This window comes from Synechococcus sp. RS9902 (genome assembly GCF_014279635.1).
GTDB lineage: Bacteria > Cyanobacteriota > Cyanobacteriia > PCC-6307 > Cyanobiaceae > Parasynechococcus.
Genome location: NZ_CP047949.1, coordinates 2,324,495 through 2,350,750, shown reverse-complemented (window position 1 = coordinate 2,350,750; position 26,256 = coordinate 2,324,495). Strand labels below are relative to the sequence as shown.

Genomic DNA, 26,256 nt, shown 5'->3' with positions numbered 1-26,256 from the left:
GGCATTAAGCTGCCTGAAGTCCTGCAGTGTTATTCATTGTTTAACTGGCTCTTATGGCTTGGTTTTGGATTCTGCTTGAAACGGTGAATCGCCTTTAATGTGTCCAGATCCAAGGATTTACAAGGCTTGATGTTGCAAGCATTGTTTTTGATCAGCTAGTTGCGCACAATGCCGATTTAGAAAAAATCTGTTGGAAGTGAAAACAGTGAATCCCATTCATTTTCAATAGCTTGAGCGGCTGTTTTCCAGCCTGAGCCTTTGGTGACGACGCCAGAGGCGTTGGTGTCCCAGACGTAGAACTTGCCCTCGTAGGAGGAGACACCATCGAGGAGGACCTGGAAGCCGGAGCCATTGGAGGTAGCAGCAACGGCATCCCAGGCCGTGGTGGAAGCATCGGAATAGGTTTCGCCGCTGCGACTGAGGGCAATGGCCTCACCGTTGCTGAAGATGTGGTAGTTGGAGAGGTCGTCTACTAATCCGTTGCTGTTGAGGTCTGTTTTGAACTTGGATTCCCAGCCAAGTTGTGTGGCTTGAGCGGCTGTTTTCCAGCCTGAGCCTTTGGTGACGACGCCAGAGGCGTTGGTGTCCCAGACGTAGAACTTGCCCTCGTAGGAGGAGGCACCATCGAGGAGGACCTGGAAGCCGGAGCCATTGGAGGTAGCAGCAACGGCATCCCAGGCCGTGGTGGAAGCATCGGAATAGGTTTCGCCGCTGCGACTGAGGGCAATGGCCTCACCGTTGCTGAAGATGTGGTAATTGGAGAGGTCATCGACGAGGCCGTCGTTGTTGGCGTCTTTGAATTCTTGGGTAACGGTTGAGTTGTTGGTGACTGCGGTGGTGTTCAGTGATGCGGCGTCATTGCCTGTTGGGTCTTGTATGGCATTGCTGTCGTTGGATCCGGATGGATCGCTGTAGGCAACGGTGACGCTGTCGTCGTTTTTGACCGCATTGGTGAGCGTTAGTTCAACGGTGGAACCGGAGATGGCAACAGCGGTGACGGGATTGTCGCTGCCGCCTGTTGTGACGGTGAAGGCGGAAGCGGCTGCTGTTGTAGAGGAGAGGGTTTCGTTGTAGGTGAGGATGATCTTTGTGCCGTCGGTGGATGTAGCGGCAGAGGAGAAAGTGGGAGATGTGGTGTCTGCGTCAATATTTTTATTGACGATAGAGATCTCGTCATCTTCCGTGCCTTGGTATCCACCAGTCTTTGAGGCTGTTGCCCTGATGGAGTAGGTCGCGTCGTTGTCGTAGCCGTCGTCTGCAACCCCAGCAATAAAGACATCCTGACCAATGTCCCAGTTGGTTCTGTTGAATATCAGCGTTGCATTGTCGAGGCTGGATTCTTGCTGATTGATATCTGTCGGTGTAAAGCTGCGTCGACTGATGCCAAGGGTATTTAGCCCAGCGGAAGGTAGGGTTTTCGATAATTTGCCTTCTGTTGGGTCTAATCCCGTGAGAGTGACAACAACATCCTCATCAGTCAGAGGTGCTTGATTCAGCTTGACTTTGAACGATGTGAAGGAACCATCCTCTGAAGTTTGCAGGTTTCCTTCGCTATCGAGAGGTGCGGTTGGAATGATGCTGATGCCACTGAATGGCACCTCTACGTCAAAGCCAGGGTCAATCTTTGCCAGGAACAGGTCGTCTCCGCCTTGGTTCTCTGCAACACCCGTGTTCAAGCTAGTGCGGCCAAAGAGATGGAGTTCATTGTTGGCGACAACAAAATTATTGGCGTGCGTGTTGTCGAGTGTTAAATACCTGCCCAGTGAGCCATCCTTCACCATTTCAGAAATGGTTGTTTGTGACCCGTTATTGCTAATGATGTATGCGAATCCATTGTGGCTGACAATGTCGTAGTTCAGTCCGCTCTTCCAAGTGTTATCGATGTCACGCAAGTGTTTGTGCCACAGGATTTCTCCTGTTTCCAGATCACGGCTGACGGGATAGTTAAGCCAGTTTGTGTCTGGAGTATTGACGTAGGCCGTGCCGACGGAGATGAGTTGATTCTCAAAGATGGTTGCGCTGTATTCCCTTGCCCACCGTGATCTGGAAACGTGGCTGGAACTTGTTTTGGGATGCCACTTGCTTTCCCAGATCTGGTTGCCATCAAAATCGTATTTATACGCATAGGAGTGGCTATGTGAACTCTCCGGGTGGTCTATCCCTGTGCCGACTACATAGACTGCATTTCCGTCGGTCAAGATATCGTTAAAGGCTGAGATCGGAAGAGACTGTGTCTTTGTCCAGTTGATCGACCCATCATTGGCATTAAGCGAATAAATGAGGCCTGTATACCTCCCTTCCTGGCCGGCTGTGTAGATGGTGTCACCATTCACAACCATGGATCTGACGGTGTGATTATTTTGCTCCAGTTCCTTTTCCCAAAGGAGATCACCGTTGGCATCGAATTTGCCAATCATCCATGGTTTTGATCCTTGTCTCTGCCATGCCGCGTAAATATGGCCCGCTGAATCCGTTGCCGTTGTGATCTGGCTTGCATCGCTCAGCTGTTTTTCCCAAACCAACTCTCCTTCAAAGTTGATGGCTCGAATTTTTGCCCTGTCGCCACTAGTTGGTAGACCATCAAAATATTTGATCGCCAGTCCCTGACCTGTTTGCGGAGGTTCACCGTCGGCCTGAACGTAGGAATCACCGAGGTCGTAACTCAACACATCGCCACTGATTGGTTCTGCGCCATTGGCAGGTGCATCGTCACCTTCCATGGCCCAGGCGACGGAGAAGTGATCATCTCCACCGTCTTCTTTCATCAGCCCTTTAATGGCATAGCGCTGACCAGCCTGCAGCTGAATGCTCCCTGAGTGTGCCTTGCTGTAGTCGCGAAATGTCGTCGCCTTATCCCGCCTGACAATCAGCTCCAGGTTCTCTTGGCTGTCATCACTGCTGAGCCAGAGTTCACCATGATCATCAGCAGCAAGATAAAAGGTATAGTTCCCAGTTTGTGTTGGCGTGATAAAGCCTGTTACCTCTGCGCCATAATTGTTGTTTCTCCAACGATGGGTTTCAAACTTTTCTCCAATTCTGACGTAGTAGTCGCCATTTTTATATGCCTCTGATTGAGTGAGTTCTTCGACGGAGTTCGGGTTGATCTTGTCATTCCATGGGAGAATGATCAGATCTTGTGTCGCACTAGGCCTGAAAGCAAAGCTGGTATTTTCATTTTCGTTGGTTGATGTTCCAAACGAGCTGAGGAATTGATGGCTGAGTGGCTCTGCATTGGCCAGTGCAATTGCATCAGCTATCGGTTGTTTGCCATCAGCAAATTCAAGATGCTCAATATTCATCAGCTGATCAACCCCGTCCGGATTGTATCTTTCGCGTAGATTCTTAAAGTATTTGATAACCAGACCTTCACCTTGGCTTTGTGGAATGTCTGCTATCACCTCGTCTCCCAAGTCGTAACTCAGGAATTCTGCAGCGATGGGTTCAGCGCCATGGCTCGGTGCAGGATCACTCGCTAGTCCCCAGGTGACGGAGAGATGATCGCCACCTCCTGCCTCCGTCATCAGGGCTTTGATCGCATAACGTTCACCTGCCTTGAGTTCAACCACATGGGAGCGACCGGAATAATCCCCTGATTGTTGGGTGTATCGCCTGAAATTACTAAACATGTTGCGCTTGGCGATGAGAGCCAAGTTTTCTTTTTCTGCATCAGTGCTCAGCCAGAGTTCGGCATGATCATCAGCGGATAGATAAAAGATGTAGTAACCATCCTCCTTCGGTGTGAGATAGCCGCTGAGCTCGGCGCCATAGTCGTCTCCATACTTCTGGAACTCAAATTGATTGACGATCTTGGCCTCGTCAAAGGCGTTGTTCTGGTATTTGTCGGAGCTCTTCAGCTGTTCAACCGTGGGAATCTCTTTAGGATCAAGGACTATCTCCCGTAAATCCTTGATTTCAACAGCTCCATTCTCCAGGATCTTTAAGGAATAATCTGATTTCTTACCACTGTATTTGGCAATATCTTGCCCTTCTCCACCATCCATTGTGTCATCGCCTCTACCGCCATCAAAGATTTCATCCTGCTCGCTTCCTTGGACGACATCATCGCCTGCAAGAGCAAAGACAACGGACGACCCAAAAGTCGTTTGGATCACGTCATCACCAGTGCTGGCATCAACTGCTGGCTCAACAACCAGCTCTATCGGTTCGGTAGTTGTTGAAAACAGATTGGAAGCACTTTCAACCCTGTAGCTGATATTGAATCTGCCGAGATGCTCCTCTTCTGTTGGCGTTCCTGTGAATTCGCCGTCTTCACTGAGCTTTAACCATTCGGGTCCCTCTAGCAATTGGAACCAGAAGTTATAACCCTGTGGCTCAAAAATACTGTCTCTGATGTTGAAGCTGTAGGGCTGATAAAGCGTTGCAGATTTCAGTCTCCATGTGTCGTCTTCACTGTTCAGCAGCTGGTCAGTCTGTTCGAGCTCTACATCATCAAGTTTGCCAAAAGGATTATTAAACTCTGGTGCACGATTGTCCTGGTCCTCGAATTTGGTGATGTAAAACTCGCTTTGCCCGTTATTGTCTTTGTCTCGCTCGTTTGCAGTGCGGCTGACAACGCGAAAGCCTATGTTTGGAAATCTGTTTCCCCAATGGCCATTTAAATCGCTTCGATAGCCAAGGGTGCCGTCAGTTGTTGTTGAAACATAACTCCCCCCTAACTTATGCCGCTTGTGATCGGTCCACTCGGCGACGTTGCCTGTTTGATCGTAGGTGCCAAAATTACTTGGGTGCGCATAGCTGCCGACTGCTGTGGTTTCACCAACGCCTGCACCATCTTCACCTTGAAAATTGGCTTGCTCCAGTGTGATCGAATTTCCGCCTGTTGAATACAGTTCATGTTTATTGTCTTTCCGATTGTAGATAGAGGCCTTGTAAAATTCCTCTAGCTTTGGCAAAGACACCGCTCCATGCCCCCATGCCGAGGCGTTGCTTGGTCCGTTATAACGGCTGTTGTAGTATTTATTGCTTCCAAGAAAACCGTAAATAGCACCAGCATCACCACTCAGCCAGTTGGTAAAGATCGCAGCATTGCTCCAAGTTACATGGGTGACAGGGTGGTTTTCTTTGCCTTCAATCGGGGTGTAGATAAACCCCCCCAATCCGCCAGGTGACGCCTCCCGCTTGATTTGCATCGAGCTGTGCCATGCACCACCATCATTGGTGTTGTGACCAGCAGTCTCATTCAGGAATGCGGCATATTGGCTGTTGGTGATTTCATACTTGCTGATGTAATAGTCGTACTTAGGAGCGGGCAGTTCTGGTTTGGTTACGCCGCCCATGTTTTTCCTGTATCCTTGGTTGTCAACATCCGGTTGATAGTCAACAAGTACCGCTTCGATCTCAACATCTTTGACGCGATTGTCAACTGTGAATGACCACGTATCCCCTTCGATAATCGTTTCGTCTTGTGTTCTGGTGTCGATTCTCCAGTAATAGGTTTTACCTGCCTCGAGCAGCTCGCCGTCTTCTGGGGTGGGGTCAAAAATATTCCCATCCTGCTCAACTTTAAACTCAAGTTGCTCCGGATCTTCTCCAAAATAAACCCGATTGCTGACGGAATCGAGCCCTTCCATCCAGATCAGATCCAGATCAGGCTGAGCCGTGGTGGTTTGATCTGTTGCTCCAATTGGGAATCGAGCTTTGTCGGTTTGATGGCCCGCTATCCAGTAGTGGCTATCGCCATACTCATAGGCACCTGCATCTGCTGCACTTCCGACCACACCATCGGTAATCCCTGCGATGGGTGTATGAATCCCTTCGATTTCAATGCCCGAATCAATCAAGCTAGACCCGCTTTTGGGCCGAAAATCGAGATTATTGACATCCCGCAGTTCATCTCTGATGTCTGTCTGACGGCTGCCCCTTGTGGAGATATTGCTGCGATCCTCTGGATCTTGGATCGGATGTCCAGCAAATCCTCCATTAATTGCATTGTTATGAGCAACAGACAGATAGTTTCCTTGCCGCTCAGGTCCTCCGAAGGCCCGTGATCCCAGACGGCTTTCTGTAGCATTTGATCGTGAAGGGATGTAAGTATCGAAGAGATCATGAAAATACTTGGCGGTCAGCCCATCACCTCGGATTGGTAAAGTGTGGTTGAGATCATTTCCAAGGTCGTAGCTTAAATATTCATTTGCAATCGGTTCTGCACCATCAACGGGTGCTGCTTCATTGTCAAACCTCCACGCGACCGAAAGATGATTGGATCGTTGATTTCTGTGACTCTCAACTCCGTCTCTGATCAAGGCCTTGATGGCATAGCGTTGTCCTGCCTTGAGGCTGATGCTTAATGAACGTCCTGGTTGGTCAAGCGACTCTGAATCGTCCCAGCCAGCGGTGTACTTTCTGTAGCCGCTTTTTTGCCTGCGATCTGCAATCAGTGCGAGGTTCTCAGTGTTGTCATCCGTGCTCAGCCATAGTTCTGCTTCATCGTCTGCTGCCAGATAGAAAACATAGTCTCCATCCTGTTTTGGCGTGAGGAATCCACTCAGTTCTCCTCCCCATAGGGATCGTCCGTAATTCTTGATTTCAAAGCCTTCGGTAACCTTGATGTTGTCGTAAGCATTGTTTTGATATTTTTCAGCTTTAACCAGGTCTTGAATTGTGCTGTCCGTCGCTCGAGTGTATCCATAGAATTTTGATTGCCACATTCCAATATCAGCCCCATTGAGGAAGCCAAGGTTGTGGTGTACTTTATGTTGATCACCTTTCAGCTTGATGCCCGTTCCGTTGCCCATGACAACGTTGTGGGTGACAATTTTTCCGATGCCTCCTGGGTGACCATCGCTGCGGATGCCGTTTCTTTTGGTATTGAAGATCCAATTGCGCTGGACATTCACGCTGTCAATACTTTGGTTCATTTGAATGCCAGCTGTGTCCCAGCCATAGTTGGCATTATTGACATAGTTCAGTTCGAGATGGCTACCGCTGGCGATTCGCCCTAAGCCGCCAAACCCGTAGTTATCAAGCGTATTGTGAACGGCGGTCATATGATCTGTGCGCCAACTAAAAGGGCCGCCATTGTGCGAAGCGTATATCTGACCATCGTGCATATAATTATTTTCAAACAGAATGTGTGTTGGCCACCAGCCCCCCCACTCCCATCCTCTTTTGCCCATATTAAAGGCTGGCCTGTAGTTGTAGGCGACTTCATTGTTGATAAATTTCAAGCCATGACTTGACCATATCAAGTTCCCGTGGCCAAAATTTGTCCCGCCCAGATATAAATCTGTGTAGTCATTGTGCAGAAGCTTTGCGTTTTTAAATGTTATATTTCTCGAGGCATTAAATGTGAAGGGTGTCGCGAATAAGTTGATTCCATCAAACACCAAAGCTCCGGCATTCGCCACAGCTAAGCCGCCGTCCATTCGGCCAATGCCATGCCGATCGGTTCGAGCTAGTATTCTTTGCTCATTGGGATTCATCCCCGCAGGCAGTTGTAAATACAGATCGCCTGTTTCTTTGTCAAAAAACCACTCACGATCGGCATCAAGCAGTGGCAATGCCCCCGTTAGCCAGCCATTGCCAGCGCCCGGGGCGGTGATGTTGGCTGATCCTGCCTCATGCTCGAGGACCTTTTTGGCGCCCGAGTAATAGTCATAAAAGGCGGCACCTTTTATGCTGCCATCAACATTTTCCAGCCCAGGAATGGTTTTAACCCCTTCACCTGCTTCAGGGTTTGGATGCGCTTGTACCCCTGTGTGGAAGAAGTTATGGTCAGGTTGATCCCAGTCTTTTTCCAGATTGGGGTAGCGAGCTCCAGTCAGTAATTTGTCGTCAAGGAACAACCGCGAGATATTGCGCTTATTGGTGCCGAGATCATCAGATCCTTCCCAGACATTGGTTTTCCAGCGGTTGCCATCTTTCACCCATGTTGTGCTGACGGGTGGTGCTCCTGAGAGGACTACCGTTTCACCCTCATAGGCTTTGATCGTGACTGGATTGTGTCGATCGTTCCATTTGTTTAGGTTTTTGTTTGCCAATCCATCGATATAGAATCGTTCGTAGTACGTTCCTCCTCTGACGTGAAGCGTGTCGCCGCCTTTTAGAAAGGTCGTCGCGTAATTTAAAGTTGCAAAGGGTTGATCAATGCTTCCGTCGTTGTCGTCTGATCCATCGAGCGCCACGTAATAGTCGTTGCCTTCACGTGGTGCGAGGACTTCAATAGTTCGCGTCGCGCTGTTTTGCAGACCGCCTGAATCTTCAACCGTATAGGTAATTTCGTATGTTCCTGGAACACTGGTGTCAATCGGTTTTGGCGTTGTAACGCTGACATTGAGCTCGTCGCCGTCTGCATCACTTGCTGTCCAATGTGGTTCGACCCACTCACTATGTTGATTGATCGTGATGGTTTGATCACCTTTCAGCTCAATCGTTGGTGCTGTATTTTCTGTGCTGCTCGGTTGGTCTGTTGAATCTATTGTTTCATTGCCAGTGATAATTTGTTGATACGCTGCACTGTTCCCTCCTATTACATTCTCATAGTATTTCGCCACAAGGCCTTGCCCCTGGCTTTGTTCGATATCGGTGTTGTTGTTATCGCCCAGATCGTAGCTGAGGTAGTCCGATCCAATCGGTTCCGCGCCCTTGGTAGGGGCTGACTCACTGGCCGGTCTCCAGGCCACAGACAGATGGGAGGCGCCAACGCCTTCTTTGTGCAGCGCTTTAATCGCATAGCGCTGGCCAGCTTTCAGCTGAATGCTTGCCGACGCTGCCTTGCTGTAGTCGCGAAAAGCAGAGAACCCGTCTAACTTTGTAATGCGTTTTAGGTTATCTTGACTGTCATCACTGCTGAGCCAGAGTTCCGAATAGTCGTCTGACGCAAGATAAAAGACGTATTCCCCGTCTTCCTTGGGTGTGAGATAACCGCTGAGTTCGGATCCATAATTATCTTTCGCACGACCCCTGACTTCAAACGATTGGTTGATTCCAATTTCATCGTAGGCATCGTTTTGATGGTTCTCTGATGTGGTGAGGTGAGCGACTGAGTTCTTGTCTACAACCTTGCCGCTGACGAGATAGAGCCTCTCACCATCGCTTGACAAGTGCGAAGCTTTTCGGCTTTGTGGAATTTCGTAAAACAGTTGCCGGCCGAGTTCCCCATCGAGGCTGACCTCTTGAATCACTCCATTGTTGCGGACCCCCGAACCGGTGTCCCGCCCCCCCCCGCCTGGTAGGCCATTGTTCCAGCGCGACGCAGGGCCCCTACGGGTCAGAATATAAATTTTCCCTTTGAACGCAATGATCCCATCAACATCCTTCTCCACCTGTAGACCACCCCACTGCTTCCTCCAGTTGATTTCACCTGTTTCAAGATTTCTGCTGACCAGTCTCCATTGCACGTCGTAGTGAGGCATCTCTGCGCCGGTCGTGCCGACTGAGATCAGTTGATTGCCAACAATGACCGAGTATCGATCTTGTGTGCCAGTCCGCTTCAGGTCTGGGCGATCTGACCCCTGCCATTGATCAGCAACGTCTCCATCGAGCGTGTATTTGTGAATCGTGCCCGATATTTTATTCGCGGACGTGCTGCTGATATAGAGGTGAGTTCCATCACTCTGGATATCAGTGAATTGTGCTGAATCGCTTGCTGGTTCCTCCTTGAGCCACAGCAGTTTGCCATCGGTGCGATTGACAGCCAGTAGCACTGGCCTCTGGGTGTGTTTGTAGTGACCAACTCCATACAACGTTTCTCCAACGGCATGAAGGTCTTGAATGATGTAATTATGGGTGTCTAATTTCGTTGTCCAGAGCAGCTCGCCATTGTCTGGATTGAGTTTGCCGATGAACGAGCCTCGAGACTCTGGTGTGTAATCTTTGCTGCGACTCCATGCGGTGTAGACGTTCTCGTCCTCATCGGTCGCTGTGATGATGTTGGTGACATCTGCAATCTGTTTGCGCCATTGCAGTTCGCCAGAGTGCGTTAACTTGCTGATATAGCCATTGTCTTTGCTGTCCCCATTCCTCCAGGGAACATAGGCTGCATCACTGGTGCTGCCATACCGTCCGGTTCTGGTTGCTTCGTTGTTGCCGATATAGGTGAGGGGCTTTAATTTGAGGGGGGATTGCCCGATGGCTTTGGCTAGAGATCCGACCTCCGCAATATGTGTCGTGATTTGAGCACTGTTGTCCAGCGCTGTAGCTGCAAAATCGTCTTTTTGCTCACTTGAGGCGGAGTCTGACGATGTTTGCTGATACAGATAATCTGCTAGTGCTGAGGTGAGTGGCCTGTGGGTGTTGATGTCGCTACTGTTATTGGCCTCCAGTGGATCCCCTGATCCTTTGATAATCTTTCCGCTTTTTGCTTCATTTTCTGCGTCTGTTAGCTGATATTTCTTTGCGCTTGCCACTAAATTGCTGAAGAATTCTATCTCTTTCTCTATGTCTTGCTGTTGATCTTTGCTGCCTGTGAGTGAATCTCTAGTGTTTTCTATTGCTTTGCGTGATTCAGGTTCAGCGTCGAGTTCCGAGAGATATCTGCCCAGCTCTTTTGTGAGTTCTATGTTGACTTCAGTCTCGCTGGCCTGTTGCAGCCATGCGCCATTAACGACAATTTTTTGTGATTCACGTTGGTAGGTCGCTCGGCTCGGTTCTGCTGCTGCAAGTTGGCTTGCTGCCACGAGTGGCACCCAACCTGTGTCTCCTTGTGTTGTGCGTTCTTCCAGCAGCCTGATGGCATCGAGATCCGCACTGTTGCTCCAGACCTGCTCTGCTGCCCAGCTCAGTAGCCCTGTCGTGGCCCATCGCCCAAGCAGCGCCCACCAGTTTGCGACGGCTGCCTGCAGTATTTCACTCTCTTTGGTAGTCCAGCTCATCGGGAGACGTGCATAACTTCTCTCTTAGAAGTTTTGAGAATCCCGCTCCTCCCCTAAAGAGGGCGTTGAGCCCAATCGTTCATGGGTATGAGCCCATTCGTACGCGATGACTGGTTGGTTGTTATGGCACGTTCCTCAGGCCTTGGCTGATTGTCTCTTGAGGCTGTTCTCCATACATCTCCTGATACCGCCGAGCGAAATGGCTGCGGCTGGCGAAGCCCATTGATGCAGCGCTGTCGCCGACACCCTCAATGCCGAGGCAGGCGCGACGCTCAGGATCAAGCAGTAGTTGTCTGACGCGATCCATACGGATGGACCGTTGCAGTTCAAGTGGTGTCTGCTCGAAATGTTCCTTGGATCCTTTGAACAGTGATGTCCTCGATTGGAACAGCTCGGCGCTGAGCTCTTCAACGGTGATGGGCGTCATCGGGTTTCTGGCGCACCAGTGCAGCAGGTCGATGGCAGCCTCATGCCGTGTTTCCCGTTTAGCGACGGGCTTTGTCCGTGCCTGGGGCTCTTCAAAGCAGCGAATCACGCTGTCGATCAGTTGATCGGGGTCTTCGGGATTCCATCCCCGTTCACTGCCTTGAATCAGCTGGTGGAGTTGATCTCGCAAGCGTTGTTGCCATTCCGGTAGCAGTTCCAGTTGATTGGTGCCTTCCCAGCGTTCCAGGGTGTTCTGGCTTTCCCCTCGGCGCTCCAGCTGCTCCAGCAGCACTTCCTTGCTAATCACGATTGTTGCCAGTCGGGCCCCGGCAGGCAGCTTCAGATCAAAGTCGGTGAGGTGGCGGTTGTATCCCATCAGGCTTGGCCATTTCACAGGAATGCCTTGCGCCCTGTAAGGCGATGTCGCCTGAAACTCGTCCAGAGGGATGGCCACAGTGCAGGGTTTCGGCCGCCGGGTTCCGCTGAGAAACAGGCTTTGGTTGGTTTCCAGCAGATTGAAGCGAAGCGCACCGAGGTGAAAGCTGCGCAGCCGCCCCTGCAAAGGTCCACGGGTCATCTGCAGGGCGACGAGATCGGGAGAGAGCGGCCCGAACAGGTCCTGCAATCTCTGACAGCTGGAGAAGCTGCTGTCGATCTGCTTCACCGAATCATCCATGAGATGGCATCACTGTTGCTGCCCAGGTGATGAACGTTCCCCTGGGCTGAGCCGATTCGTACGCAATTTCGCCCCGTCAAGGCCGGAACGTCAGTGCTGGCAGTGGTAGCGCCCGTCTGCTTTGAAACACTGGCATCGCTTTAATTGCAGCGATTGTCGTTTCATGGCCGTGCGTTCTTGTCTCAGTGGCCTCGCAGCATCGTTGTTGATCGCTGAGGCGGCTGTTGCGCAGCCGAATCCGATCACATCAACGTCTCGGCTGTGGCTGGAATGGAATGTCACCCCCAATAGTCAATGGGCGCCGGGCTCGGTTGATCCAGATGCAGATCTCGATCGAACCCTCAACGTTCTCAAGCTCCAGCCCATCTTCCCGTTCCGTCTGAATGAGGATTGGACGGTTCTGACCCGGACGATTTTTCGCTTCGTATCGGCGCCTTCAGCGTCGCCGGAGCTTGACTTGACGCCCCTTGGTGAGCCTCTGGTTCTTGGTTGGAACCAGCGCTACCGCCCGGGTTTGTCGGATGTCAGCCCGACGGCTTTCTTTGTTCCCAACCTGGGTCCGGATTGGACCATTGGTCTGGGGCCTTCGCTCGTTATTCCCGCTGGTGATGGTCCCACAGACAGCGGCAAGTTGTCTGTGGGACCGGCACTTCTCGGCTATTACCACCGGGGGCCTTGGACTGTGGGTGCCCGGATGCGCAACATCTGGTCTGTTGCCGGTAATCCTCAGCGTGATGAGGTCCATCGCTTCATTGCCCAGCCTTTGATCCGCTACCAATTCAGCAAGAACTGGTTTTTCACCTCATCGCCGATCATGTCCTCCGATTGGACCCATCCGGAGGGTGAGGGCTGGACTGTTCCGGTGGGTGGCGGGCTTGGTTATGCCTTCAAGTTGGCGAAGCAGCCGATGCAGATTTCAGTGGAGGGCTACTACAACGCCGTCAAGCCGACGGTTGCTGGGGAAGAGCTTCTCGGCGATTGGACGATCCGCACCCAGTGGCAGGTTTTATTCCCGAAGTGATCAATGAAAGGGCCGGATCCGGTCTTTTCGATTGGATCGGCTGAGGGTTGCGACAAAGATGCGTCGCCCAAAGCGGCGCACCCGATGGCGCCAAGGTGGCAGCCAACAGGTGGTTTTGCGCAGTGCCTTCAGCCAACCTGCAACGTAATTCCGATGCCTTTGTGGGCTCAGAACCCACCGGGCGACATATGACGAGGCAACACCAACCAGCAGAATTCGACCGATCCACATGACGGAGTTGCCTCAGGCTGTTTGGCAGCAGTGCTTGCTCACGATCACTTCGGTGGTGTCCCGATCGGAAGTTTCTGGGTTGTCAACAGATCAGTGAGGCCGATCACCGCTGCCACTCCCAGGCGCACGCGGCGTAGCTGCTGTGCATGAACGGTGCCGATTTGTTGATCGAGGCGTGCCTTGCGGATGCAGCTGACGCGTCCGCACATCGCGGCAGAGCGCTGTACCAGTCCATTGCTCGGATCCGGTGTGATCACCGGCATCGGTAATCGCTGTTTGCCATCGGTGTCCGAGGTGAGCGGCACGACGAGTACGGTCTCTGCTTTTGCGTCTCGCCCTCTCTCAGAACTGGAGATCACCATGCAAGGGCGGAGTTTTCCATCGCCACCCTCGCGGTCAGCCCGTCGGATCAACACGCTGCCAGGCTCAAACTGGTGTGAGGTCTCAGGCATCGCTGAGCTGATCCCAATAGCTCAGATCTGCTTCGCTCACCAGTGCTTCGCCTTCGGACAGTTCGCGGTCGACGCGTTGATGGAGTTGCTCGCTGAGCAGCCGCTGTTGCAGTCCCCGTAGGGCTTGGTTGACGGCTTCGCCGAGGGGGATGTGAGCCTCTTCCCGAAACCAGCGCACCAGTTCTGGCTCCACGCGCACCGTCACGCTCTGCTTCGCCATGGCGCTGACTCACGTCCTGAGAAGAGCATAGCGAAACGTAATGCGCTTCAGGCCGCCAGGTTGCGGAAGCGGGTGTACTGCGGCTCGAACAGCAGCTTCACTGTGCCCACCGGACCGTTGCGGTGCTTGGTCACGATCACCTCGGTGATGCCGCGGTCGGGAGTTTCCGGGTTGTAGTACTCGTCGCGGTAGATCATCAGCACCAGGTCGGCGTCCTGCTCGATCGAGCCCGATTCCCGCAGGTCGCTCAGCATCGGTCGTTTGTTGGTGCGTGCCTCCACACCCCGGCTCAGCTGGGAGAGGGCAATCACCGGCACGTTCAGTTCCCGCGCCATTTGTTTCAGGCCCCGGGTGATGCGCGACAGCTCCTGCACCCGGTTGTCGGAGCCTGATCCTTCCATCAGCTGCAGGTAGTCGATCATCACTAGCCCCAGCTCCTTGCCCTGTTCGGCCATCAGCCGCCGGCAGAGCGAGCGCATCTCCAGCACACCGGAGTTGGGTTTGTCATCGATGAAGATCGGTAATTGCCCCAGGCTGTTGATGCCCTGGCCCAGCAGCGGCCATTCCTCCTGCTGCAGGCGGCCGGTGCGCAGGCGGCCCGCTTCGATGCCCACCTCCATCGAGAGCAGGCGGTAGGTGAGCTGCTCCTTGCTCATCTCCAGGGAGAACAGACACACCGGCAGGTCGTGCAGCTGGGCCACGTTTTTGGCCAGGTTCAGCACGATCGAGGTTTTGCCCATGGCCGGCCGGCCCGCCACGATGATCAGGTCGCTGCGCTGCAGGCCCTGGGTCATCGCATCCAGGTCGTAGAAATTCACCGGGATGCCAGCCACCGAGGTGCCCAGCGAGCGGCTTTCGATTTCCTCAAAGGTCTGGGTGAGGATTTCGGCGGTGGGGGTGAGCCCCTTGGAGGGTTTCTCCTGGCTGATGGCAAAGATCTTCTGTTCTGCCTGGTCCAGCACCTGCTCCATCGGCAGGCTCTGATCAAAGCCCAGCTGGATCACTTCGTTGCCGGAGCGGATCAGCTGGCGGCGCAGGAACTTGTCCATCACCAGCCGGGCCACTTGCTCGATCGAGGCGGTGGACGGCACCCGCTCCACCAACTCCACCAGTCGATTGTTACCGCCCACCTTCTCCAGGGCGCCGGTGTCGGCCAGCCAGGCGCTCATGGCGGTGAGATCCGTCGGCTTGCCCTGGCCGTGCAGCATCAGGGCGGTGCGGAAGATCTCCCGGTGGGCGTTCAGATAAAACGCCTCCGGCTGCAGCACATCGGCCACACGCCCGATCGCATCGGGATCCAGCAGGATGCCGCCCAGCACCGCTTCCTCCGCCTCCAGGTTCTGGGGCGGAAGCGAATCGGGCAGAGCCTCGAAATTGGGCTCATCGTCGCGGCCTTTGCCAAAACCACGGCGTCCCCCATCGTTGTTCTCTGGCAGGGGGACGCTCACCATGGCGGCAGGGCGTGAAGCGAAGGGATCACACTCTGGCTCGAATGAGCCGGTTGAGTGTCAATTAACAGCGATCAGTAGCCGACCACTTCCAGGTTGATTTCAGCGGTGACTTCGCTGTGCAGCTTCACCGTAACGGTGTACTTGCCGGTGCGGTGGATCTCAGGCACCACGATGTCGCGGCGGTCGATCTCCTTCTTGGTGGCGGTTTCGATGGCTTCAGCCACGTCACCGTTGGTGACGGTGCCGAACAGCACATTGTCTTGACCGGTCTGCTTCTTAACTGTGAAGCGACCAATGGTGGAGAGGGCGGTCTTGAAGTCGAGGGCTTCCTGCTTCAGGGCGGCTTGACGCTCAGCCTCCTTGGCCCGGCGGTGCTCCACCTGCTTCATCACCGCAGGGGTGAGGGGCACAGCTTTGCCGAAGGGCAGCAGGAAGTTACGGGCGTAACCCGGAGCCACTTCCACCAGGTCTCCGTCCTTGCCGAGGCTGAGGACGTCCTCATTCAGAACGACTTGTACACGCTTAGGCATGGGACCGGTATGAAGGATGGAGACGGGTGCGATCGACCACGTTACGACGTGGCCGGTTGTTGAAGGTTGCTTTGAGCCTCAGGAGGCTCCGGGGACGTAGCGGGCCGTGCGGATCCGGCTGGCCAGTCCGAGGCGCTTGAGCAGGCGCACGTGCTGCCAGGTGAGATCGAACTCGAACCAGCGCAAACCGTGGCGTGCACTCGCCGGATGGGCGTGGTGATTGTTGTGCCAACCCTCCCCAAAGGAGAGCAGTGCCACCCACCAGCAGTTGCGGGAGAGGTCGGGGCAATCGAAATTGCGGTAGCCGAAGGCGTGGGTGGCGGAGTTCACCAGCCAAGTCACGTGGTACACGACCACGAGGCGCAGAGGAATGGCCCACAGCACCAGGCCAAGGCCACCGCCGTGAACCTGGGCGGCTTCACCGAACCAGTAGAGCCCAAGGCCTAGGGGGATCTGCAACAGCAGGAACCAGCGGTCGAGCCAGCGGTAGAAGGGGTCGCACTGCAGGTCGCCGGCGTAGCGGTCGAGTTCCTTCAGGGCCGGGATGTCGTGCAGCATCCATTCGCTGTGGGCCCACCACAGGCCACGGCCAGCGTCGTGGTGATCCGTGGGTTGATCTGAAAAACGGTGGTGATGGCGGTGCAGACCCACCCATTCGATCGGGCCGCTCTGGCAGGCCAGGGTGCCCATCAGCACCAGGATGCGCTCAACCCATACCGGCACCACCAGGCTGCGGTGCGCCACCAGACGGTGCAGGCCCAGGGTGACGCCCAGCACCGTCATCCAATAGAGAACGCCGAAGGCCACAACGCCCTGCCAGCTCCAGAAGCGCGGCAGCAGCGCCACGGTGGCGAGCACATGCATCACCAGCATGAAGCTGGTGGTTCCCATCTTGAATTTGCGCTGACGCGCGGGCAGGGGATCACGCGGTGCCATCACCGCGGCCCGCTGCCGAAGCTCGCGGGTGTCAGCTGTTTGCGAGGAAACCAAGCGGATTCTCCTTGGATTGACAAAGCCGCTCAGACAGGAAAACCAGGGAGCGGATGGTGCCGTTAGTCACAGAAATCTAAAGGAGTTGGCGCACCGCAGCGGCCTCCCAGGGTGTGAAGTCTGGCGTTGACCAGGGTTTAGGAAGGCATGACATCCGTCAGGCAAGTGGTGATCAGTGCGTTTGCAGAGGACCTGATCAACGCGGTGGCGCGGGAGCAGGCCGACCTGGCTGCAGCAAGGACGGCGGCGGTGGAGCAACGCCTGCAGCGCGTGTTGGAGGCCCTGGCGGCGGAGCGCGTTGGCACCCAGCACTTTGCGTCGCTCACCGGTTACGGCCACGGGGATCAGGGGCGTGAGGTGGTGGATCGGGTTTTTGCCCGGGTGCTGGGGGCCGAAGCCGCCGCGGTGCGCCTGCAATTCGTCAGCGGCACCCACGCCATCGCCGCCGCGTTGTTCGGCGTGTTGCGGCCCGGGGATCGTCTGCTTTCGATCACGGGTCGTCCCTACGACACCCTTGAGGAGGTGATCGGTCTGCGCGGCAAGGGCCAGGGTTCCCTGGCGGAATTCGGGGTTGCCTACGACGAAATCGATCTGCAGCCGGATGGGGCGGTGGATGAGACGGCCTTGAACCAGGCCCTGGAGCAGCCCTGCCGGATGGTGCTGATCCAGCGCAGCTGCGGCTACAGCTGGCGTCCGTCGGTCACGGTTGAGCAGATCGCCGGGCTGTGTGAGCGCATCCATGCCCGCCAGCCCGACTGCGTTGTCTTTGTCGACAACTGTTACGGCGAGTTGGTGCAGGAGCAGGAACCGACGGCGGTTGGGGCGGATCTGATCGCTGGATCCTTGATCAAGAACCTCGGCGGCACCATCGCCCCCACCGGCGGCTACATCGCTGGACGGGCCGATCTGGTGGAGCAGGCCTGCTGCCGGCTCACGGCGCCTGGCATCGGCAGTGAGGGCGGCACTGGATTTGACCTGCAGCGGCTGGTGCTCCAGGGGCTGTTCCTGGCACCGCAGATGGTGTCGGAGGCCTTGATTGGTGCCGATCTGGTGGCGGGGGTGTTTGAGCGGCTGGGCTTCCCCGTCAATCCAGCGCCCGGGGCCGTGCGCAGCGATTTGATTCAGGCGGTGCGGCTGGGCAGTCCCGATGCCCTCAAGGTGGTGTGCCGTGCCTTCCAGGCGATGTCGCCGATCGGGGCCTACCTCGATCCAGTGCCGGCCTCGATGCCGGGCTATGCCTCGGATCTGGTGATGGCCGGGGGGACCTTCATCGACGGTTCCACCAGTGAATTTTCGGCCGATGCGCCGCTGCGGGAACCGTTCAACCTTTATGTGCAGGGCGGCACCCATCGCGCCCACATCCGCCTGGCCCTCTCCCGTGCGTTGTGTGACCTCAATGCGGCAGGACTGATCAATCTCCCGCAGACTGGGACCACCTGAAACTGCCTCGATGGCGTTCGCGTTCCCCGACTCTTTTCGCTTCGCCGACAGCCACGAGTACGCCAATGCCGATGGCGAGCTGGTGCGGGTGGGCATTAGTGCCTTCGCCGTTGATCAGCTGGGCGACATCGTGTTCGTGGATCTCCCGGATGTGGGCGCCAGCCTGGCGAAGGGCACCAGCTTTGGCTCGGTGGAGTCGGTGAAGGCCGTTGAAGACATGTACGCACCGATTGCCGGTGAGGTGGTGCAACGCAATGAAGCGGTGCTGGCCAGTCCGGAGGAACTGCAGAACGATCCCCACGGTGAGGGCTGGCTGCTGGTGCTGCGTCCGTCGGATCCCTCCGAGCTCGACAGCCTGATGACCGCCGAGGCCTACGGCGCCAAGGTCAACGCCGGCTGACATCAACGCTGGCTCTCATCAGCGCCGGGGCTTCGCTCTTACGATCGTCTGGTGGGCTGTGCATTCGACGTTGACTTCTCCTTTTGCGCAGCGGCACATCGGCCCGAGTGAGGCGGAACAACTCCGCATGCTCAATGCCCTGGGCTACAGCGATCTGCAGGAGTTCATTGCTGATGTCGTGCCCGCCGACATCTTGGATCCCAAGCCGCCGGTTGAGGCATTGCCCGAGGGTTGCGGGGAGGCGGAGGCCCTCCAGCAGCTGAAGCAGTTGAGTGAAACCAACACGCTGCGTCGCTCCCTGATCGGGCTGGGTTACTACGGCACGGCAACCCCGGCCCTGATCCAGCGCCACGTTTTTGAGAATCCGGCCTGGTACACCGCCTACACCCCCTACCAGGCGGAAATCGCCCAGGGTCGTCTGGAGGCCCTGCTCAACTTTCAAACCCTGATCAGTGAGCTCACGGGCTTGCCGATCGCCAATGCGTCGCTGCTTGATGAAGCCACCGCTGCCGCCGAGGCGATGAGCCTCAGCTTCGGGGTGTGCCGTCGCCCTGAGGCGACACGGTTCCTGGTCGACGCCAATGTGCTGCCTCAGACCTGGGCGGTGCTGCAGACCCGCGCCGAACCCCTCGGCATCAGCCTTGAGCGGATCGACCCGGCCACAGCGCCGATCGATGCCTCGGTGTTTGGTGTTCTGCTGCAGTTGCCCGGCGCCGATGGATGCCTCTGGGATCCAACCGCCGTGATCGAAGCGGCCCATGCCGCCGGTGCCTTTGTCACCGTGGCGATCGACCCCCTGGCGCAGACCCTTATGGCTCCCGTGGGATCCCTCGGGGCCGACATTGCCGTGGGCAGCGCCCAACGCCTGGGGGTGCCGATGGGATTTGGTGGTCCTCACGCCGCCTTCTTCTCCACCGTTGAGGCCTACAAGCGCCAGATCCCGGGCCGTCTTGTGGGGCAGTCCAAGGATGCGGAAGGCCGTTCGGCCCTGCGCTTGGCGCTGCAAACCCGTGAGCAGCACATCCGTCGCGACAAGGCCACCAGCAACATCTGCACGGCCCAGGTGCTGCTGGCCGTGATGGCCTCATTTTATGCGGTGCACCATGGCCCTGATGGTCTGCAGGCCATCGCCCAGCGCATCGCTGGCCTGCGCAGCCAGTTGGAGCAGGGCCTGCGGGTCCTTGGTTATCCGCTGGAGCTGGCCGACCGCTTCGACACCGTCACCGTGCACTGTGCGTTGGCACCGGCTGTGCACCGCGCTGCCGCCGCTGCTGGTTTCAATCTGCGGGTGCTGCCCGATGGTGCAGCACCGGCTGATGCCACCGGATTTGGTATCAGCCTCGATGAGCTCTCGGATCAACAGGAGCTGCAAGCCCTGCTCGCCCTACTGGCGGAGGCCTGCGGTCAGGCCACCCCGGCACTCGAGGCTGAGCAGCCCCCGTCCCTCTCCCTGCCGCAGCGCAGCCAGCCCTGGCTGAGCCAGTCGGTTTTCCATCAGTACCGCAGCGAATCAGAGCTGTTGCGCTACATCCAGCGGTTGGTGAGCCGTGATCTCTCGCTGGTGCACGGGATGATTCCGTTGGGCAGCTGCACCATGAAGCTCAACGCCGCCGCTGAGCTGCAGCCGGTGAGCTGGCCTGCGTTTGCGGCCTTGCATCCCTTTGCCCCAGCCGATCAGGCCCAGGGCTATCGCCGTCTGGCCGAAGATCTGGAGCAATGGTTGGCCGCTCTGACGGGCTTTGCCGCCGTGTCGTTGCAGCCCAATGCCGGTTCCCAGGGGGAATATGCCGGGCTGCTGGTGATTCGCGCCTGGCACCGCTCCCGCGATGAAGCCCATCGCGACATCTGTCTGATCCCCACCAGCGCCCACGGCACCAACCCCGCCAGTGCCGTGATGGCCGGCCTCAAGGTGGTGGCCGTCGCCTGTGATGACGAGGGCAACATTGATCAGCAGGATCTGGCGGCGAAGGCGGCCGAGCACGCCGATCGGCTGGCGGCGCTGATGGTCACCTACCCCTCCACCCACGGCGTGTTTGAAACCGGCATCCGTGAGATTTGCTCGGTGGTGCATCGGCACGGCGGCCAGGTGTACCTCGATGGGGCCAACTTCAATGCCCAGGTGGGGCTGTGCCGTCCTGGTGCTTTCGGTGCCGATGTCTGCCACCTCAACCTGCACAAGACCTTCTGCATTCCCCATGGGGGCGGTGGCCCAGGCGTGGGGCCCATTGGTGTAGCGGCGCATCTGGCGCCCTTCTTGCCGGGGCACCCCTTGCAGGCCGGCGCCGCATCGGCCATCGGTCCGGTGTCCGCAGCTGCGCTCGGCAGCGCCAGCATCCTGCCGATCAGCTGGATGTACCTGCGGATGATGGGGGCGGAGGCCCTAAGGCAGGCCAGTGCCGTGGCGCTGTTGTCGGCCAACTACCTGGCCCATCGGCTCGATGCCTCGTACCCCGTGCTGTTTCGGGGCAGCACCGGCCGGGTGGCCCATGAATGCATCCTCGATCTGCGCCCGCTCAAGCGGGATGCGGGGATCGATGTGGATGACATCGCCAAGCGTTTGATGGATTACGGCTTCCATGCGCCCACCGTCAGCTGGCCGGTGGCTGGCACGGTGATGGTGGAGCCCACCGAAAGCGAAAGCCTGGCGGAGTTGGATCGTTTCGCCGATGCCCTGGTGGCGATCCGCGAGGAGATTCGCGCCATTGAAACCGGCACCAGCGACCCTCAGAACAACCCGCTCAAGCGTGCTCCCCACACCCTGGCGGCCGTCACAGCGGATGACTGGGATCGTCCCTACAGCCGTCAGCAGGCCGCCTTCCCGATGGAGGGGCAGCAGGAGAGCAAGATCTGGCCCGCTGTGGCACGGATTGATAACGCCTTTGGTGATCGCAACCTGGTGTGCACTTGTCCGTCGGTGGAAGCGGTGGCTGTGGCGGCTTGAAGCCCTGGTGCAAGGGGTTCAGAGCGTGTAAATTTTCACTGAAAGTGGAAAAATTGGTTTGATTCCGTTCATCGCCCTTGCGAGTTCGGTCAAACTGTTCGACAACTGATTCGTCTGTCGGGGGACACCATGGATCGGGACAACAACAAGAAATCTGCGCTCAGCAGCGTTGAAGGGCCTGCCCTTCCTCAACTTCCTGAGGGTCTGGAATCGGCCTTCAATCGTGGCCATACCTTGTCAATTGAAGGAACCAATGTGATTCGGGTTCCCTTTGGCACGCGCCGTTCCCGTCGCAGCCGCCCCGAGCGGCCCGATCACTGGGCCACCTTGGTGATTCCTTTTCAACCGGTGGGCGATCCCACTCCACCGCCGGCAGCGGCCTGAGTTCAGGCCACGCCGATCTCCGCTTCTTCCTGGGCCAGACGCCAGTCCAGCAGGGCTTTGACGTCGGCCAGTGAGCAGGTTGGTGTGCGGAAGGGCAGCAATCGCATTGGGCTGCGTTCCGGCCTCACCAGCCAGCTGCGGTTGGTTTGAGGCATTAAAAGAAAGCCGCGGTACCGAACCGAGGCCTCCTGGCCGTTCATGAATCCCATCGCTCTAGGGATTGTTTGGAAGTGACTCCGTCATTTCAGGGCGCAAGATCTGGTGTCTCGCACTTGCACCAGATCTTTTCCGGATTGCTTCACGCCAGGGCAAACAGCAGCACGTCGGTGTGTTCATTGAGACCGATCAGCTCGCTTTGTGTTGCTGCCTCTTGGATCAGGCCCACCCCATCGCCTCGCTGTAGCGACTGCTTCGGGGAGCCCTCACTGTTGAGCGTCAGCTCCCCATCAATCACCTGAAGCCAGAGCCACCGCTCCTTGGCGGCGGGCAATGGCAAGGGTTGTTGGCATCCTGGCTGGGCACGCCAGAGGCGCACATGACGTTCAATGGCCATCGCTTCGCCGGTGGCGTCCGGCTCAATCAGGGGCGTCCAGCCCTCGCCGATGGCGAAGGGTTTCTGCTCGTAGGCGGGCTGGATGCCCAGCTGTGCTGGCTCAATCCAAATCTGCAGCAGCCTGCAGGGCTCGCCGGTTTGATTGATCTCGCTGTGCACGATGCCGCTGCCGGCACTCATCCGCTGCACCTCGCCGGCGTGCAGCACCGCGCTGTTGCCCATCGAGTCGGCATGGGTCAGGGCCCCCTCCACCATCACTGTGATGATTTCCATGTCGCGGTGGGGATGCATGCCGAACCCCTGGCCTGCAGCAATGGTGTCGTCGTTGATCACCCGCAGGGGGCCGAAGCCCATCCAGTTCGGATCCTGATGGCTGCCGAAGCTGAAGCTGTGCCAGGAATCGAGCCAGTCCAGTTGGCTGTGAAAGCGCTGGTCTGCGGGTCGCAGGATCACGGTTGACATGGTGGCGTGTTGACCTGTTGGCGGTGCCATCCGGGACATCGAGGCGCTCAGAGTTGGAGGGGTTGCATCTGCAGAAGCCGCTGCACCAGGTCGTTGATGCTGTCGTCCTCGGCTGGTTTGGCGTGGTTGCTCAGCAGCTGACGCCCCAGCACCTGGGCCCCGAGGTGGGTGAGCTGGATGCGCAGCGACACCAGTAGTTCCATGCCGCCACCGCCGGAGAAGGTGGCCATGGCGATCGGCCGCCCGTTGAACAGGGACCGGAAGTCGTCGTCGGTCACCGAGAGCCAGGCAATGGCATTGGTGAGCGACGGCGGAATCGACCCGTTGTATTCCGGGGCGCAGATCACCCAGCGCGGTGTTTGGTGCAGCTGGTCGTGCAGGGCGACAAGGTCAGGACCCGCCCCTGCGGCCTGGACCCGCGGCGTGAACAGGGGCAGGTTGAGCTGCGTGAGATCGATCAGTTGGGCGCTGGCGTTCTGAGCTGAGGCGGCCTGCACGAAGCGTTCCGCCAGCTTGCAGTTCTCGCCATTGCTCGCTGTCAGAACGATGAGATCAGAGGGCATGGAGACGAAGGCTTTTGATCGAATCGTGCAAGGGCGTCAGGCCGCTTTCAACTCAGCTTCGCGGTAAGGAACGAAGCTGGCTTTGCGGGCGCCGCAGATCGGGCAGTGCCAATCGTCGGGAATCGCCTCAAACGGCGTTCCTGCGGCGATGCCGGAATCCGGATCCCCCTCGGCGGGGTCGTAGATCATCGAGCACACCTTGCAGATCCACTTGCCCGGCATCGGTTGATCGGCCTGGCCTGCCGTGCCCTTGCCTTGCAGGGCCTCGAGGGCAACGCCATAGGTTTCGGCGTGATGCTGCTCGATCGGGGTCAGCAGGCCGAAGTTCTTGGCGGCGGTGCGGAACAGGCCGGCATGCTCCTTGGATTCGCTGCTTTGCTCGGCGAACTCCGCTGCGGCTCCGCTGTCCCGGTCCTGCCGGGCCTGGGCGGCGAACTCCGGATACATCGTTGTGTACTCGTAGGTCTCGCCTTCAATCGCCAGCTCCAGGCAGCGGCTCAGGATGGCCTGCTTCTCGTTTTCGCTGAGCTGCTCGGGATCGCTCACCACCAACTCAGGGTGCAGCAGGCGGAAGTGGGCAAAGGCGTGTTCCGTTTCCTGCGCTGCGGTGTCACGAAACAACTTGGCCAGGTTCTTGTGGCCCAGTTGTTTGGCCACCTCTGAAAAGAACAGGTATTTGCGGTTGGCCATGCTCTCGCCACCGAAAGCGGCCTCGAGGTTGGCGTGGGTGGAAGGCTTGGAGATGTCCATCGATGGCGCCGGGGATCGTTCCATCAGCCTAGCTCTAACTCATAGTGAGTATGAGTTAGTGGGAAGTTCGGTTTGCCGGCTCAGGCCGTCAGCTCAGTAGTTGGCGCCGCTGCGGCGTTGGTGCACCGCGGTGCTGCCCTCCGCATCCAGCACTCCGCCGTGATCAACTTCGGCATAGATCAGCCAGTGGTCGCCGCATTCCATCCGCTGGCTCACCTTGCCGTCCAGCCAGGCCAGAGCATCCGGCAGCAAGGGCTGTTCGGCGGGGCTGGTGTCCAGCTCCAGCCCGGCAAAGCGATCGGCACCGGGTTCGAACGGTTGCAGGAACTGCTTCATCAGGGCGGTTTCGCGGCCTTCGGCCAGCACGTTCAACGCAAAGCGATCGCCCTTGTGCAGCAGCGCTTCCACGGCACGGTCCTTGGCCACGGCCACGGTGATGCCGGGGGGATTGAAGCTGGCCTGGCTCACCCAGCTGGCCACCATGGCGCCGCTCAGATCCGCTTTGCGGGTGGTGAGCACGCAGAGGGAGCCGATCACACGGCCCAGGGCCAGCACCGCTGGATCGCTGCGGCTTTCGCTCAAGCCCCCCGCACTGCGCCGTTGCGCCCGTTTCTGGCTCTGCAGCAGCTGGCGGGCGAAACGGGTGCCGGTTTCCTCCAGCTCCTTTACCCGGGCGGCATCCGGACTGAACTTCACCCGGATCGGCTCGAAACCAAAGCTGAAGCCGCCATCCCGCAGCTTCGTTTCCAGCAGGTCCACGGCCTCGCCGCTCCAGCCGAAGCTGCCGAACACCCCCACGGGCTTGCTGCGATCCCCCTCCGCTAACAGGGTTCCCAGGGCCGAGACGATCGGTGTGGGGGCATGGCCCCCCAGGGTGGGTGATCCGATCAACACGGCATTGGCCTGCTGGATCGTGCTCACCAGTTCATCGGCGGGGGTGAATTCGCAGTTCAAGCTGTTCACCCGGATGCCGGTGCGGCTGACCCCGCGGGCCAGGGCATCGGCAATGGCTGCGGTGTTGCCGTAGGCGCTGGCAAACAGCAAAGCCACTGTCAGGCTGGCGTTCTGCTGGCCTTCGCCCCAGCGGCGGTAATCATTCAGCAGGCTGCGCCAACTGGCTTCGATGGCCGGGCCATGGCCCGGCGCAATGGTGCGGATGTCGAGTTCTTCGAGCCGTTCCACCAGGGCATCCACCTGACGGGCCATGGGGGCCATCAGGCAGTCGTAGAAGTGCCGGCGTTCTTCTTCGGTGCTGCTGCGGTTGCTTTCGGCCCAGCTGTCCGTGCAGAGGTGGGCACTGAAGAACTTGTCGCTCATCAGCAGGCCCAGGCTTTCCTCGAAGGCCAGCAATCCGCCCGGCCAGCGGGGGGTTGGGGCCGGCAGCAGCATCAGGCTGCGCTGATGGCTGAGCCGAAGCGTTTGCTCCTGGCGGATCACCCGCAGGGGCGGCAGCTCGGGCAGTGGTGGTTGCTCGTTTGCCTCACCGGGAGGGGCTGGCTTGCGTTGGCTCCACAGCTCCTCGATCAACTTGGCGCCGGGGTTGGAGACGACCAGTTCCAGGCCGGCGTAGGCCTCCGCCAGATCCCGCAGCAGGGCAACGCGGTTGGGGTTGACGTGGCCCACCACCACCAGCAGCGGTGCGTCGCTGCTGGGCAGGGCTTCGGCAAGCACCGGCAGAAAGGCCGCGCTGTAGGCCACCCCCGGTGGGTGGACCAGTACGGCAGGGGCGCCATCACCGGCCTCAAACAACACACTGTTGGAGGTGCTGCCCCGCTCCAGGGCGTATTCCAGTTCGAAGCGGTGCCGTTGAGGGCTGAGACCGCGCAGACCAACGACCCCATCGTCGATCGGCAGCTGGATCGTGCGACGCGTGGTTGCGGTGCTGGTCACGCTCATCTTCGAAGCCAGTTGAATGTAGGCGCGTTGTTGATGGG

Annotated in this window: 17 protein-coding genes; 5 read left to right on the top strand and 12 right to left on the bottom strand. The window is 57.6% G+C overall.

Annotated features, from left to right (window positions below; translation table 11 throughout):
• Positions 1-176 precede the first annotated feature (176 nt).
• Both SynRS9902_RS12785 and SynRS9902_RS12780 read right to left on the bottom strand, forming a co-directional pair.
• On the bottom strand, positions 177-10,832 hold the full coding sequence (locus SynRS9902_RS12785; RefSeq protein WP_186509403.1) for a PA14 domain-containing protein: 10,656 nt from the start codon (positions 10,830-10,832) through the stop codon (positions 177-179).
• 121 nt (positions 10,833-10,953) lie between these two features.
• On the bottom strand, positions 10,954-11,934 hold the full coding sequence (locus tag SynRS9902_RS12780) for an AraC family transcriptional regulator (protein ID WP_255446142.1): 981 nt from the start codon (positions 11,932-11,934) through the stop codon (positions 10,954-10,956).
• Between the two features lie 163 nt (positions 11,935-12,097).
• Here SynRS9902_RS12780 and SynRS9902_RS12775 point away from each other — a divergent pair, with 163 nt between their 5' ends.
• Positions 12,098-12,955 carry a neuromedin U gene (locus SynRS9902_RS12775; RefSeq protein ID WP_186509402.1) on the top strand — a complete coding sequence of 286 codons (858 nt, stop codon included), beginning with the start codon at positions 12,098-12,100 and terminating at the stop codon, positions 12,953-12,955.
• A gap of 275 nt (positions 12,956-13,230) precedes the next feature.
• On the opposite strand, the gene SynRS9902_RS12770 is transcribed toward SynRS9902_RS12775, so the two are convergent.
• The 5 genes from SynRS9902_RS12770 to SynRS9902_RS12750 all read right to left on the bottom strand — a co-directional run bounded on the left by SynRS9902_RS12770 (position 13,231) and on the right by SynRS9902_RS12750 (position 16,775).
• Complete coding sequence (locus SynRS9902_RS12770; protein ID WP_186509401.1) at positions 13,231-13,638, bottom strand: type II toxin-antitoxin system PemK/MazF family toxin; 408 nt, start codon at positions 13,636-13,638, stop codon at positions 13,231-13,233.
• On the bottom strand, positions 13,631-13,858 hold the full coding sequence (locus tag SynRS9902_RS12765; RefSeq protein ID WP_186509400.1) for a hypothetical protein: 228 nt from the start codon (positions 13,856-13,858) through the stop codon (positions 13,631-13,633). Before SynRS9902_RS12765 ends, SynRS9902_RS12770 begins: the two co-directional genes overlap by 8 nt.
• A 47-nt stretch (positions 13,859-13,905) precedes the next feature.
• Positions 13,906-15,309, bottom strand: coding sequence for a replicative DNA helicase (dnaB, locus tag SynRS9902_RS12760; RefSeq protein ID WP_186509399.1), 1,404 nt, complete (start codon positions 15,307-15,309; stop codon positions 13,906-13,908).
• Positions 15,310-15,380: 71 nt separating this feature from the next.
• Entirely contained in the window at positions 15,381-15,839 is a 459-nt protein-coding gene (rplI, locus tag SynRS9902_RS12755; RefSeq protein ID WP_186509398.1) for a 50S ribosomal protein L9, read from the bottom strand.
• A 78-nt stretch (positions 15,840-15,917) separates the two neighbouring features.
• Positions 15,918-16,775 (bottom strand): fatty acid desaturase, encoded by an 858-nt coding sequence (locus tag SynRS9902_RS12750; protein WP_244275790.1) that lies wholly within the window; start codon positions 16,773-16,775, stop codon positions 15,918-15,920.
• A gap of 201 nt (positions 16,776-16,976) precedes the next feature.
• On the opposite strand from SynRS9902_RS12750, the gene SynRS9902_RS12745 reads away from it, so the two are divergent.
• From SynRS9902_RS12745 to SynRS9902_RS12730, 4 genes are all read left to right on the top strand, one after another.
• The gene (locus SynRS9902_RS12745) at positions 16,977-18,269 is read left to right on the top strand and encodes a methionine gamma-lyase family protein (protein WP_186509397.1); all 1,293 of its coding nucleotides are present in this window, start codon (positions 16,977-16,979) and stop codon (positions 18,267-18,269) included.
• A 10-nt stretch (positions 18,270-18,279) separates the two neighbouring features.
• Entirely contained in the window at positions 18,280-18,669 is a 390-nt protein-coding gene (gene gcvH, locus SynRS9902_RS12740; RefSeq protein WP_115081278.1) for a glycine cleavage system protein GcvH, read from the top strand.
• Positions 18,670-18,739: 70 nt separating this feature from the next.
• Positions 18,740-21,610 carry an aminomethyl-transferring glycine dehydrogenase gene (gene gcvP / locus SynRS9902_RS12735; protein ID WP_186509396.1) on the top strand — a complete coding sequence of 957 codons (2,871 nt, stop codon included), beginning with the start codon at positions 18,740-18,742 and terminating at the stop codon, positions 21,608-21,610.
• 129 nt (positions 21,611-21,739) lie between these two features.
• Positions 21,740-21,994: a hypothetical protein gene (locus SynRS9902_RS12730; RefSeq protein WP_011365460.1), complete on the top strand. Its 255-nt coding sequence runs from the start codon at positions 21,740-21,742 to the stop codon at positions 21,992-21,994.
• A 2-nt stretch (positions 21,995-21,996) separates the two neighbouring features.
• Here the strand turns inward: SynRS9902_RS12730 and SynRS9902_RS12725 are convergent, their stop codons facing one another.
• From SynRS9902_RS12725 to SynRS9902_RS12705, 5 genes are all read right to left on the bottom strand, one after another.
• Entirely contained in the window at positions 21,997-22,203 is a 207-nt protein-coding gene (locus tag SynRS9902_RS12725; protein ID WP_186509395.1) for a hypothetical protein, read from the bottom strand.
• 89 nt (positions 22,204-22,292) lie between these two features.
• Positions 22,293-23,048, bottom strand: a complete 756-nt coding sequence (locus SynRS9902_RS12720) for a pirin-like bicupin family protein (RefSeq protein ID WP_186509394.1) — start codon at positions 23,046-23,048, stop codon at positions 22,293-22,295.
• A gap of 8 nt (positions 23,049-23,056) precedes the next feature.
• On the bottom strand, positions 23,057-23,572 hold the full coding sequence (locus SynRS9902_RS12715) for an NADPH-dependent FMN reductase (protein WP_186509393.1): 516 nt from the start codon (positions 23,570-23,572) through the stop codon (positions 23,057-23,059).
• 36 nt (positions 23,573-23,608) lie between these two features.
• Positions 23,609-24,322: a rubrerythrin family protein gene (locus SynRS9902_RS13785; protein ID WP_186510661.1), complete on the bottom strand. Its 714-nt coding sequence runs from the start codon at positions 24,320-24,322 to the stop codon at positions 23,609-23,611.
• A 93-nt stretch (positions 24,323-24,415) separates the two neighbouring features.
• Complete coding sequence (locus SynRS9902_RS12705; RefSeq protein ID WP_186509392.1) at positions 24,416-26,218, bottom strand: diflavin flavoprotein; 1,803 nt, start codon at positions 26,216-26,218, stop codon at positions 24,416-24,418.
• Positions 26,219-26,256: the final 38 nt, after the last annotated feature.